We start from the raw sequence: 12,560 nt of genomic DNA, 5'->3' as shown, positions 1-12,560 counted from the left end.
ATGGACAAAAAAACAAGACAGACTTTGATAGGGTTACTTCTATTCTTACTCTTGGCTGCGGGAAGCTATTATATCAAGCAGATGCAGTCGGCACCAAATAGCCCTAGAACTAAGGTTAGTCAGAAAAAACAAGCTTCAGAAGCTCCCAGTCAGGAGCTGGCTGAAAGTGTCTTAACTGAGTCAATCAAAAACCAAATCAAGGGGGAGCTCGAGTGGAATGGAGCAGGGGCCTTTGTTGTCAATGGCAATAAAACCAATCTAGATGCCAAGGTTTCTAGCAAACCCTATGCGGATAATAAAACAAAGACAGTGGGAAAAGAAACAGTTCCAACTGTTGCCAATGCCATCTTATCCAAAGCGACTCGGCAGTATAAGAATCGTGAAGAAACAGGCAACGGCTCCACCTCCTGGACGCCACCAGGATGGCATCAAGTTAAGAATCTAAAGGGGGCTTACACACATGCAGTTGATAGAGGACACCTGCTGGGCTATGCCTTGATAGGTGGTTTGGATGGTTTTGATGCCTCTACCAGCAATCCCAAGAACATTGCAGTCCAGACAGCTTGGGCTAACCAAGCGCAGGCTGAGGATTCGACAGGTCAGAACTACTATGAGAGTTTGGTCAGAAAAGCCTTGGACCAAAATAAGAAGGTCCGTTACCGCGTGACACTCCACTATGCGACAAATGAAGATCTAGTTCCATCCGCTTCACAAATCGAAGCCAAGTCTTCAGATGGCGAATTGGAGTTCAACGTCCTAATCCCCAATGTTCAAAAGGGAATCCAGTTTGACTATCGAACAGGTCAAGTAACGGTGACAGATCAGAAACAATAGATACAATAAAACAGTTCCTTTGTCTTCTAGAGGCAGGGGAGTTGTTGTTTAAATGAAAAATAATGTGAATCCTGAAGAATTTTATGATATAATGAAACACAAGATACTATTTTAGGAGAAGGACTATGGAAGACCCGAGCAGTCAGAATTTGTTGCTACAGTTTGTATTATTATTTATCTTGACCTTGTTAAATGCTTTTTTCTCAGCCACTGAGATGGCAATGGTGTCACTAAACCGTTCCCGAGTAGAGCAAAAGGCAGAAGAGGGAGACAAACGTTACATCCGTTTGTTAAAGGTACTTGAAAATCCTAACCACTTTTTATCAACGATTCAAGTTGGTATCACGTTAATTACCATCTTGTCTGGGGCCAGTTTAGCGGAGACTCTAGGACGCGAAATTGCATATTGGATAGGGAACAGTGAAACAGCTTCCGCTATTGCAAGTTTTCTATCTTTAGCGTTTTTGACCTATATTTCTATTGTTTTTGGGGAACTCTATCCCAAGAGAATTGCTCTAAATCTGAAAGATACCTTGGCTATCCGAACAGCGCCAGTCATTATTGGTTTGGGGAAAATTGTCAGTCCCTTTGTTTGGCTTTTGTCAGCCTCAACGAATCTATTGAGCCGTGTGACGCCAATGACCTTTGATGATGCTGATGAAAAGATGACACGTGATGAAATTGAGTATATGCTCACCAATAGTGAAGAAACACTGGATGCAGATGAGATTGAAATGCTACAGGGAGTCTTTTCTTTAGATGAACTAATGGCTCGTGAGGTAATGGTGCCTCGAACAGATGCCTTTATGGTGGATATTCAGGATGACAGTCAAACGATTATCGAGAGTATTTTAAAGCAAAATTTCTCACGTATCCCTGTTTATGATGGGGATAAGGATAATGTTATTGGTTTGATCCACACCAAGCGCTTGTTGAATGCCGCTTTTGTGGATGGCTTTGACAATATTGTCTGGAAACGAATTCTCCAAACGCCACTGTTTGTTCCTGAGACTATCTTTGTGGACGATCTTCTTAAAGAACTTCGAAATACCCAAAATCAAATGGCCATCTTACTAGATGAATATGGTGGAATGGCTGGTTTGGTAACTCTGGAGGACCTCTTAGAAGAAATTGTTGGTGAGATTGATGATGAGACTGACAAGGCTGAAATTGAAGTCCATCAAATAGGAGAAGATACCTATATCGTTCAAGGTACCATGAATCTTAATGATTTTAATGACTACTTTGATGTAGAACTGGAAAGTGATGATGTTGATACCATCGCCGGTTATTATTTGACGGGTGTGGGAATGATTCCAACGACTGAAAAACTCAGTTATGAATTGGTCAGCCAAAACAAACAAATCATCCTAACCAATGACAAGGTGAAAAACGGACGTGTTACCAAGGTAAAAGTCCAAATCACTGAAATAGAGACTGAAGAAAAAACAGAATAAAGCAGTGACTTGAGTCACTGCTTTATATTTTCGCCCAATCCGCCCCAAAAGTTTTTCAAAGATATCCGTATTTATCCGAAGAAAAAAATAAAAAAGCCCGATTTTACGGGCTTTTTTATTCGGTTAATTCCTGTTAATTCAGGTACTGAAAGGCGGTAGACGGATTTGAACCGACGATCAAGCTTTTGCAGAGCCGTGCCTTACCACTTGGCTATACCGCCTCAACGTTTATTATTATACCTTGAAAATCATTTCCCGTCAATAGTTTCTTATTCTAAAATCCAATTTAAGAAGATAGATTATGTCATGTGAAGAAAAAAGGGAAAAGCAACTTGTAAAAATGAAGCTTACAGAGCTAGACAAATTAATTTTCTTTTCTTATAAATACAAATAAAGAATGGGGAAATTCTGACAAAGAGAAGTTTTTTGTAGATATACGCCTAAATATTCTGAAAATTCGTTTACTTTTTAGAAGATATATGTTATAATTTCCAATAAGCCTAAATTTTTCAAGAGGAGTTATATACATGAAAAAAAGCAGAGTATTGGTTGCAGCAGGGGTTGCCTTATTAGCGACTGGCGTACTAGCTGCCTGCGGTTCTAAATCATCTGATTCAACGGCGCCAAAAAATTATGGTTATATCTATTCAGCTGACCCAGAAACATTGGATTACCTCATTTCAGGGAAACAAAGTACTAAGATTGCCACTTCAAATGGCATTGATGGTCTCTTCACAAATGACAAATATGGGAATTTGACTCCCGCAGTTGCGGAAGACTGGTCAGTCTCAAAAGATGGTTTGACTTATACCTACAAAATCCGTAAAGGTGTTAAATGGATGACATCTGATGGAGAAGAGTACGCTGAAGTAACAGCTAAAGATTTTGTAAATGGTTTGAAACACGCAGCAGATAAGAAATCCGAAGCCCTATATTTAGCAGAAACTTCTGTTAAAGGATTGTCTGATTATTTGTCTGGAAATTCAAAAGACTTTTCTACGGTAGGTGTGAAGGCAGTTGATGATTATACTCTTGAGTATACCTTGAACCAACCAGAACCATACTGGAACTCTAAGATGGCTTACTCAATCTTCTGGCCATTGAACGAAGATTTTGAAAAATCAAAAGGATCAGATTTTGCCAAAGCAACAGATCCTACGTCCTTGCTTTATAATGGTCCGTTCTTGCTAAAAGGTTTGACTACTAAATCTTCTATCGAATTTGCTAAGAATGAGCAGTACTGGGATAAGGATAATGTTCACCTTGATAAAGTTACCCTTGCTTTCTATGATGGGTCAGACCAAGAGTCCATTGAACGTAACTTTACAAGTGGAGCATACAGCTATGCTCGCCTTTTCCCAACAAGTTCAAACTACTCTAAGGTAGAAGAAACATACAAAGACAATATCTTCTACACTCCATCAGGACCTGGTATCGGTGGTTTGGGTGTGAATATTGACCGTCAAGGTTACAAATACACTTCTAAGACAACTGACGAAGAGAAAACTTCTACTAAGAAAGCCCTTCTTAACAAAGACTTCCGTCAGGCCTTGAACTTTGCCTTTGACCGTACTTCCTACTCAGCACAAATTAATGGTAAAGAAGGCGCTCCCCTTGCCGTTCGTAACCTCTTTGTGAAACCAGAATTTGTCTCTGCAGGCGAAAAAACTTTCGGTGACTTAGTAACTGAAAAGATGGCTGCTTATGGTGATGAGTGGAAGAATGTAAACTTTGCTGATGGTCAAGATGGACTCTTCAACGCCGATAAAGCTAAAGCAGAATTTGCCAAAGCTAAAACTGCATTGGAAGCAGAAGGTGTGAAATTCCCTATCCACTTGGATATCCCAGTAGACCAAACTGCTAAAAACTATATCGCACGTATCCAATCCTTCAAACAATCAGTTGAAACAGTACTTGGTGAAGGCAATGTAGTCATCGATATCCAACAAGTTTCTAAAGATGAGCTGAACAATATCACCTACTATGCTGCAAGCGCTGCGGCAGAAGATTGGGATCTCTCAGGTGCCGTTGGATGGAACCCAGACTATGAAGATCCATCAACTTACCTTGATATCTTGAAAACAACTAATAGCGAGCAAACAAAAACATATATGGGTTACGACGATCCAGCAAATGCAGCAGCTGCACAAGTTGGTTTGAAAGAATACGATAAGTTAGTTGATGAAGCTGCTAAAGAAACTGACGATTTGAACGTTCGTTATGAAAAATACGCGGCTGCTCAAGCTTGGTTGACAGATAGCTCACTCTTCTTGCCAGCTATGTCATCAAGTGGTGCTGCACCATTCATTTCTCGTGTTGTACCATTCTCTGCATCATACAGCCAATCTGGAGATAAAGGTTCAGATGTATACTTCAAGTATATTCAGTTACAAGACAAGGTTGTAACCAAAGCTGATTACGAACAAGCTCGTGAGAAATGGCTCAAAGAGAAAAAAGAATCAAACGAAAAAGTTCAAAAAGAATTGACGAATCACGTTAAATAAATAACTCTCAAGAGAACTTTCTCTCCATGAGGAGAAGGTTCTTTTGGGATTTTAAAAGGAAACGATATGAAAAAATATATTTTTATGCGTGTCTTGCGTTCATTGTTGTCTATTTTCTTGGTGACAACCTTGACCTACACGATTATCTATACGATGGTTCCTCGGAAATTGATTTTCAAGCAGGATACCAACTACAACAAGATTGCAACGACTCCAGATAAGCGGGATAATTATGAGAATACCGTTTATGAACGTATGGGCTATATTGAGTATTACGATACTAAGGAGTTGCAAGAAAAAGCTAGCACGATGGACTCATCTGTAACAGTAGATGCCAATGATACCAACAAGGCAATCTACGAAAAATACATCAACCAACTCGGAAATGGTTGGACATTAGGTGTCTTTTCAGAGAGTGGTCAGTTCTATGCTACGCGTGAAATTCCAATTTTTGAACGTGTTTTCAAATTCTATGCGAACTTACTTGATATTGATCATACAAACAAGATTCAAGACCCTGAAAATCCAAACTTGGAACGTTATCTTCGTTTTGAAAATGACCCTGCTATCGGTTGGTCATTGGTTGGTTCAGGTACCAAACATAAATACCTTTTGTATTTCAACAACCAATTCCCGTTTGTACACCAAAACTTTGTGAACATTAACTTGGGTGACTCTTACCCAACTTATGCGAACACGCCAGTGCTTCAAGTTATCACACAAGGCCAAGGACAAACTAAGACATCAGAAGTTCAATTCCCTACTGGTAAAAAGACTTCGTCTGTAGATATTTACTCTCGTACCTACAAATCTCCAAGTCAAGCAGATGCGCGTGAAATAGCTAACTATGGTAAGGACGATCCATATACAGCTACAGAAAGTAACTACCAATATCCATCTATGATTGCAAGCTCAGCTGTTGCTGGTTTGATTGGTTTGATTATTTCTTATGCTATTGCGATTCCTCTTGGATCTGCTATGGCTCGCCACAAGAATACTTGGATTGACAGCTTTTCAACAGGTGCTCTAACCTTCTTGCTTGCCCTTCCAACGATTGCCTTGGTTTATATCGTGCGTTTGATTGGCTCATCTATTGGTCTTCCAGACTCATTCCCTATCCTAGGTGCTGGAGATTGGCGTTCCTATGTCTTGCCAGCAGTCATTCTAGGTTTGCTGGGAGCACCAAGTACAGCAATCTGGATTCGTCGTTACATGATTGACTTGCAATCTCAGGACTTTGTCCGTTTTGCTCGTGCAAAAGGTTTATCTGAAAAAGAAATTTCAAATAAACACGTCTTTAAAAATGCCATGGTTCCTTTGGTTTCAGGTATTCCAGGTGCCGTAATCGGGGTTATTGGTGGTGCAACATTGACAGAAACAGTCTTCGCCTTCCCAGGTATGGGTAAAATGTTGATTGACTCTGTTAAGGCATCAAATAACTCAATGGTAGTTGGTCTCGTCTTCATCTTTACATGTATTTCTATCTTCTCACTCTTTGTAGGAGATATCTGGATGACTATGCTTGACCCACGTATTAAATTGACAGAGAAAGGAGGCAAATAATGTCAACAATTGATAAAGAAAAATTTCAGTTCGTAAAACGTGATGATTTTGCCTCTGAAACGATTGATGCTCCTGCCTATTCATACTGGGGTTCTGTATTTAGACAGTTTTTAAAGAAAAAATCAACAGTCATTATGTTGGGAATATTGGTAGCTATTATTTTGATGAGTTTTATCTATCCGATGTTTTCAGACTTTGACTTTAACGATGTAAGTAAGGTTAATGACTTTAGCGCTCGTTTTATTAAGCCCAATGCCGAACACTGGTTTGGTACGGATAGCAATGGTAAATCCTTGTTTGATGGCGTTTGGTTTGGTGCGCGTAATTCTATCCTCATTTCTGTAATTGCTACTTTTATCAACCTTGTGATTGGGGTTATTGTTGGTGGAATTTGGGGGATTTCAAAATCTGTTGACCGCGTCATGATGGAAGTTTATAACATTATTTCAAACATTCCATCTCTCTTGATTGTTATCGTCTTGACTTACTCAATTGGCGCTGGTTTCTGGAATTTGATCTTCGCTATGAGTGTGACGACTTGGATCGGTATTGCTTATTCAATTCGTATTCAAATCATGCGTTACCGTGACTTGGAATACAACCTTGCTTCTCAAACACTTGGAACACCAACCTTTAAAATCATCGTGAAAAATATCATGCCACAATTGGTATCTGTTATTGTTTCTACGATGACCTTGATGTTGCCAAGCTTTATCTCTTATGAGGCTTTCCTTTCCTTCTTTGGATTGGGGTTGCCTGTAACAGTGCCAAGTTTGGGACGTTTGATCTCAGATTACTCACAAAACGTTACGACCAACGCCTACTTGTTCTGGATTCCATTGACAACCTTGATCTTGGTATCCCTATCTCTCTTCGTTGTTGGTCAGAACTTAGCGGATGCTAGTGATCCACGTACACATAGATAGGAGTAGACATGACAAAAGAAAGTAATGTAATTTTGACTGCTCGCGATATCGTCGTGGAATTTGACGTTCGTGACAAAGTTCTGACGGCTATCAGAGGCGTTTCTCTAGAACTAATTGAAGGGGAAGTTCTTGCCTTGGTAGGTGAGTCTGGTTCTGGTAAATCTGTTTTAACAAAAACCTTTACAGGTATGTTAGAAGATAATGGACGTATTGCCCAAGGAAGTATCGACTATCGTGGACAAGACTTGACAGCCTTGACTTCTAACAAAGAATGGGAGAAGATTCGTGGTGCAAAAATTGCGACCATCTTCCAAGACCCAATGACAAGTTTGGATCCAATTAATACAATCGGTAGCCAAATTACAGAAGTTATCGTTAAACACCAAGGGAAAACAGCTAAGGAAGCCAAAGAGATGGCAATCGACTATATGAACAAGGTCGGAATTCCAGACGCTGAAAAACGTTTTGACGAGTATCCTTTCCAATATTCTGGAGGGATGCGCCAACGTATCGTTATCGCGATTGCCCTTGCATGTCGTCCAGATATCTTAATCTGTGACGAGCCGACAACGGCCCTTGATGTAACCATTCAAGCGCAAATCATTGATTTGCTTAAAACTTTGCAAGATGAGTACCACTTCACCATTATCTTTATCACCCATGACCTTGGTGTGGTAGCAAGTATTGCGGATAAGGTGGCGGTTATGTATGCTGGTGAAATTGTAGAATACGGTACTGTTGAGGAAGTCTTCTACGACCCACGTCATCCATATACTTGGAGTCTCTTGTCTAGCTTGCCACAGCTCGCTGATGATAAAGGGGAATTGTACTCTATCCCAGGAACACCGCCGTCTCTTTATACGGAGTTGAAAGGTGATGCCTTTGCCCTTCGTTCAGATTATGCGATGCAAATTGACTTTGAACAGAAAGCGCCTCAGTTTTCAGTCACTGATACTCACTGGGCTAAGACTTGGTTGCTTCATGAGAATGCTCCTAAGGTTGAAAAACCAGAAATCATCGCAGACTTACATGACAAGATTCGTGATAAAATGGGCTTTGCTCATCTAGAAGACTAGGGGGAAGGAAATGTCTGAAAAATTAGTAGAAATTAAAGATTTAGAAATTTCCTTCGGTGAAGGAAGTAAGAAGTTTGTTGCCGTTAAAAACGCTAACTTTTTTATCAACAAGGGAGAAACTTTCTCTCTCGTTGGTGAATCTGGTAGTGGGAAAACGACGATTGGTCGTGCCATTATTGGTTTGAATAATACTAGTAAAGGTGAAATCATCTTTGACGGTCATAAGATCAATGGGAAAAAATCTCATAAGGAATCTTCAGACTTGATCCGTCGTATCCAGATGATTTTCCAAGACCCTGCAGCCAGTTTAAATGAACGTGCGACGGTTGACTATATCATCTCTGAAGGTCTTTACAACTATCACTTGTTCAAAGATGAAGAAGAGCGAAAAGCAAAAGTTCAAAAGATGATTCATGAAGTTGGTCTTTTGAAAGAGCACTTGACCCGTTACCCACACGAGTTTTCTGGTGGTCAACGTCAACGTATTGGGATTGCCCGTGCTCTTGTGATGGAACCTGATTTCGTTATTGCAGATGAGCCGATTTCAGCCTTGGACGTGTCTGTTCGTGCGCAAGTCTTGAACTTGCTCAAGAAGTTCCAAAAAGAGTTGGGCTTGACTTATCTCTTCATTGCGCATGACTTGTCAGTTGTTCGCTTTATCTCAGATCGTATCGCAGTTATCTATAAGGGTGTTATCGTTGAAGTGGCGGAGACAGAGGAGTTGTTTAACAATCCTGTTCATCCGTACACTCAAGCACTTCTATCTGCTGTACCGATTCCAGATCCAATCTTGGAACGCAAGAAAGTCTTGAAAGTTTATGATCCTAGCCAACATGACTACGAGGCAGACAAGCCGTCTATGGTGGAAATCCGTCCAGGTCACTATGTTTGGGCTAATCAAGCAGAACTTGCTCGTTACAAGGAAGCACTTAAAAAATAAACAGATTAGGAGAGGACCAAAAGGTCTTCTCATTTTTAATAGAAAAAATCCCCTTTCACTAGCTTGTAAAAGGGGAGTTGTATTATAATTAGCGTTTGGACCAGGTACGTTTCATAAAGAGAAGCAAAATGGGATAAATCTCTAGACGACCTGCAATCATTGCAAATGAGAGAAGGATTTTAGAGATGGGACTAAAGATAGCAAAACTCGATGTTGTACCTAGAATTGGTCCGATATTGTTAAAACAGCTGAAGACAGCACTGGTAACAACTAGAAAATCATTGTTATCTAGACTGACAATGAAGATAAGTGACAGTAAAATCATCACATAAATGACAAAATATTTTAGGACCTTGTGCTGGGTATCCTTATCAATCACAGTTTTATTGACATGGAGAGTCAATACGCGATGAGGAGATAAGATGGACAAGATCTGATTTTTTGCGATTTTTGAAAGGATGAGTCCTCTTATGACTTTGAGTCCACCTGCGGTTGATCCAGCAGAGCCACCGATTCCCATGAGGAAGAGGAGGATAAATTGGGAGAAGAGGGGCCAGTTGGTAATATCTCCGTAACCAAATCCAGTTGTCGTAATGATATTGGAAACTTGGAAGAGAGCCATCTCAAAACTCTTAGAGACACCTTGGTAGAGGTGGAGCGTATTGAGAGTAATCAAGCCGGTAGAAACTAAGACAATGATTACATACGTACGAAGTTCTTCATCTCCAAAGAAAGCCTTGACCCGACGGAGCATGAGGTAATAGTAGAGATTGAAGTTCACCCCAAAAACCAGAACTCCGATACTGACGAGATAGGTGATGAGTGAGCTGCCGTAGTGGGCAATTCCGTCGTTATAGACGGTGAAGCCTCCGGTTCCTGCCGTTCCCATAGCGATGACAAAGCTATCAAATAGGGGCATACCAGCTAGATAGTAGATGACTACAAAAAGTGAGAAGAGCCCTAAATAAAGCAGATAGAGGATCTGGGCAGTATTTTTTAGTTTGGATACAACCTTACCGAAGACAGGCCCAGGGACCTCAGCCTTCATCACCTCTAAGTGACTATTCTTGGCATTGTCCATAATGGCAAGCGCGAAAACAAGCACCCCCATCCCTCCAATCAAGTGGGTGAAGCTTCGCCAGAAGAGGAGGGAACGACTGAGAACGGAAACATCTGTTAGGATAGTAGCACCAGTCGTTGTAAAACCAGAACTGATTTCAAAGAAGGCATCGATGACACTTGGGATTTGTCCTGAAAAGACAAAGGGAAGCGCTCCAAAGAAAGACCATAGAATCCAACAGAGGGCGACGATTAAGACTCCCTCCTTAGTATAAATTCGCTGATTTTTGGGTTTCCGTAAAATTCCCAAGCTACCAAGAAGTATTAAAATTCCAATTGTTGTAAAGAGAGCTGTAAATACTTGGCTGGATTCTTGATAATAGGTTGCTACGCTAACGGGCACTAGGAGGAGAACTGCCTCAATCAAGAGAAGTTTTGAGAGGAGGTAACGAATCATACTTTTATTCATCTTTTACCTCTCAATCAGATCATAAATCTTGGTGATATTTGGTAGTAAAGTCGTCACGAGCAACTGATCTCCTACCTCAAGTCTGTCCTCTCCAGTAGGGAAGATTGTTTTTCCTTTTCGGATAATGGCTGCGATGAGAACCCCTTTTTTCAATTTCAACTGTGAAAGAGGTTTGGCAGTCATTTTATTAGCTTCCTTGATTTGGAATTGAAGAGTTTCAATTTGACCGTTTGCTAGATGGTGCATGGCTTGAAGGTCTGAGTATTGAGCGTTTACTCGACCACGGATAAAGTGCATAATGGTATCCACTGCAATGCTTTTGGGTGTGATGATACTTGAAAAATCAGGTGCATGGATAATCTCTAAAAGGCTAGTGCGATTCACCTTGGTGATATTCTTATGGACACCAACACGGTCTAAGAACATAGAGGTAATGATGTTTTCCTCATCAACCCCAGTCAAAGTTGCAACTGCATCATAGTTGGGAGCACTTTCCTCAAGCAAGATATCTTTGGCAGTTCCATCTCCCTGTACGATATAGAGATTTGGAAATTTTTCACTGAAGAGACGAGCTCTCTCAGGATTAATCTCGATAACTTTAGTGTCAATACGGCTATCTTTTAAAATGCCAAGTAGGTAATAAGCGATTTTTCCAGCACCAACGATGAGTAAGCTTTTCACTGCACGTGATTTGAAATAGTTATGGAAGAGCATCATATCCACACGATTCCCAGTAACAAAAATCCTATCTCTGTCCTGAATGGTGATATCACCGCTCGGAATCATAAGTTGATGGTCTCGTTCCATAGCGCAGACAATGATATTGCCAAATTTTTTACGAAAATCTGAGATTGGCATTTGACAGAGACCACTGGAATCTTTGACAACAAACTCCATCAGGTTGACCCGTCCCCCTGAGAACCGCTCAACTGAGAGTGCATTCGGGAAATCAATGATATTTGAGATAGCACGGGCGGCTAGGAGTTCTGGGTTAACGATAAGTGAGAATCCAAGAATATTTTTCTCTTTGAAATAGGCATTGGAGTATTCAGGATTTCGCACTCGAACGATGGTTTCTTTAGCGCCCATCTTTTTAGCAAGTACTGCTGAAATCATATTCACTTCATCGTGTTCCGTTAGAGCAATAAAGATATCACACTCTTGAACGCCGGCTTGCTCTAAGATAGCAAAGTCTGCTCCATTTCCAAGGAGTCCCATGATATCAAAGCGACTGACAATATGATCGAGAACAGCCTCATCTTGTTCGATGAGGACAACGTCGTGTTTTTCTGCAACCAGTGAACGACAGAGGGCGAAACCGACTTTCCCTCCACCAACAAGGACAATTTTCATATAAAAACCCTACTTTTTCATGATGTAACTATCATACCCTTTTTTCGCAAAAAATGCACTTGCTAAGGCGATTTTTAAGGGAAGAAAGGCCTTTTTCACGTTTTGAAGATACATTTGCTTAATTTCTATAACGATGTCTCCGATTTGAAGTGATTTGGCTCTTTTACTATACCTTTTCAGAAAGGGAATGACCAAACATGAAAATATCATCAAAAAAAGTAAAAAAATCAAGTCATTTCTATTGACAATGATTCTGAAAGTGTTATACTAAGAAAGTAGCTTCGCTGATTTACTTCAAACCTGTTGTGAGGTAAGTTAACGATGCCTTAACCACGCTGTTTGCTGAGCTTGACTCCGGGCAGTGTGGCTATTTTTTTGC

General features: G+C 40.5%; 9 protein-coding genes and 1 tRNA gene. 7 read left to right on the top strand and 3 right to left on the bottom strand.

The annotated features are described in order from the left end of the window. Positions 1 to 834: a DNA/RNA non-specific endonuclease gene (locus tag AC4ME5_RS07850; RefSeq protein WP_033585517.1), complete on the top strand. Its 834-nt coding sequence runs from the start codon at positions 1 to 3 to the stop codon at positions 832 to 834. A 125-nt stretch (positions 835 to 959) separates the two neighbouring features. Next, positions 960 to 2,291, top strand: coding sequence for a hemolysin family protein (locus tag AC4ME5_RS07845; protein ID WP_491800464.1), 1,332 nt, complete (start codon positions 960 to 962; stop codon positions 2,289 to 2,291). Between the two features lie 150 nt (positions 2,292 to 2,441). Here the strand turns inward: AC4ME5_RS07845 and AC4ME5_RS07840 are convergent. Continuing rightward, a tRNA-Cys gene (locus AC4ME5_RS07840) sits at positions 2,442 to 2,512 on the bottom strand. A 306-nt stretch (positions 2,513 to 2,818) separates the two neighbouring features. Here AC4ME5_RS07840 and AC4ME5_RS07835 point away from each other — a divergent pair. The 5 genes from AC4ME5_RS07835 to AC4ME5_RS07815 all read left to right on the top strand — a co-directional run bounded on the left by AC4ME5_RS07835 (position 2,819) and on the right by AC4ME5_RS07815 (position 9,300). Continuing rightward, positions 2,819 to 4,795: a peptide ABC transporter substrate-binding protein gene (locus tag AC4ME5_RS07835; protein ID WP_247918056.1), complete on the top strand. Its 1,977-nt coding sequence runs from the start codon at positions 2,819 to 2,821 to the stop codon at positions 4,793 to 4,795. A 66-nt stretch (positions 4,796 to 4,861) separates the two neighbouring features. Next, positions 4,862 to 6,358: an ABC transporter permease gene (locus tag AC4ME5_RS07830; RefSeq protein ID WP_000759886.1), complete on the top strand. Its 1,497-nt coding sequence runs from the start codon at positions 4,862 to 4,864 to the stop codon at positions 6,356 to 6,358. Next, complete coding sequence (gene oppC, locus AC4ME5_RS07825; protein WP_000103693.1) at positions 6,358 to 7,284, top strand: oligopeptide ABC transporter permease OppC; 927 nt, start codon at positions 6,358 to 6,360, stop codon at positions 7,282 to 7,284. Before AC4ME5_RS07830 ends, oppC begins: the two co-directional genes overlap by 1 nt. Before the next feature lie 8 nt (positions 7,285 to 7,292). After that, positions 7,293 to 8,360, top strand: a complete 1,068-nt coding sequence (locus tag AC4ME5_RS07820; protein WP_000159802.1) for an ABC transporter ATP-binding protein — start codon at positions 7,293 to 7,295, stop codon at positions 8,358 to 8,360. A gap of 10 nt (positions 8,361 to 8,370) precedes the next feature. Continuing rightward, positions 8,371 to 9,300, top strand: a complete 930-nt coding sequence (locus AC4ME5_RS07815; protein ID WP_491800463.1) for an ATP-binding cassette domain-containing protein — start codon at positions 8,371 to 8,373, stop codon at positions 9,298 to 9,300. Between the two features lie 88 nt (positions 9,301 to 9,388). Here the strand turns inward: AC4ME5_RS07815 and AC4ME5_RS07810 are convergent, their stop codons facing one another. Next, positions 9,389 to 10,828, bottom strand: a complete 1,440-nt coding sequence (locus tag AC4ME5_RS07810; protein ID WP_001043439.1) for a TrkH family potassium uptake protein — start codon at positions 10,826 to 10,828, stop codon at positions 9,389 to 9,391. Between the two features lie 3 nt (positions 10,829 to 10,831). Continuing rightward, positions 10,832 to 12,181 carry a Trk system potassium transporter TrkA gene (gene trkA, locus AC4ME5_RS07805; protein WP_000706803.1) on the bottom strand — a complete coding sequence of 450 codons (1,350 nt, stop codon included), beginning with the start codon at positions 12,179 to 12,181 and terminating at the stop codon, positions 10,832 to 10,834. Positions 12,182 to 12,560 lie beyond the last annotated feature (379 nt).

It is taken from the genome of Streptococcus sp. A69, from assembly GCF_058556195.1.
Note: the sequence above shows the minus strand (reverse complement) of the source record. Positions and strands in the feature narration are given on the sequence as shown.

Excerpts from the sequence above, each read along its gene's own strand:
- AC4ME5_RS07820 (WP_000159802.1), top strand. The coding sequence starts at position 7,293 with ATGACAAAAGAAAGTAATGTAATTTTGACTGCTCGCGATATCGTCGTG.
- trkA (WP_000706803.1), bottom strand. The coding sequence starts at position 12,181 with ATGAAAATTGTCCTTGTTGGTGGAGGGAAAGTCGGTTTCGCCCTCTGT.
- AC4ME5_RS07815 (WP_491800463.1), top strand. The coding sequence starts at position 8,371 with ATGTCTGAAAAATTAGTAGAAATTAAAGATTTAGAAATTTCCTTCGGT.
- AC4ME5_RS07810 (WP_001043439.1), bottom strand. The coding sequence starts at position 10,828 with ATGAATAAAAGTATGATTCGTTACCTCCTCTCAAAACTTCTCTTGATT.
- AC4ME5_RS07835 (WP_247918056.1), top strand. The coding sequence starts at position 2,819 with ATGAAAAAAAGCAGAGTATTGGTTGCAGCAGGGGTTGCCTTATTAGCG.
- AC4ME5_RS07830 (WP_000759886.1), top strand. The coding sequence starts at position 4,862 with ATGAAAAAATATATTTTTATGCGTGTCTTGCGTTCATTGTTGTCTATT.
- oppC (WP_000103693.1), top strand. The coding sequence starts at position 6,358 with ATGTCAACAATTGATAAAGAAAAATTTCAGTTCGTAAAACGTGATGAT.
- AC4ME5_RS07850 (WP_033585517.1), top strand. The coding sequence starts at position 1 with ATGGACAAAAAAACAAGACAGACTTTGATAGGGTTACTTCTATTCTTA.
- AC4ME5_RS07845 (WP_491800464.1), top strand. The coding sequence starts at position 960 with ATGGAAGACCCGAGCAGTCAGAATTTGTTGCTACAGTTTGTATTATTA.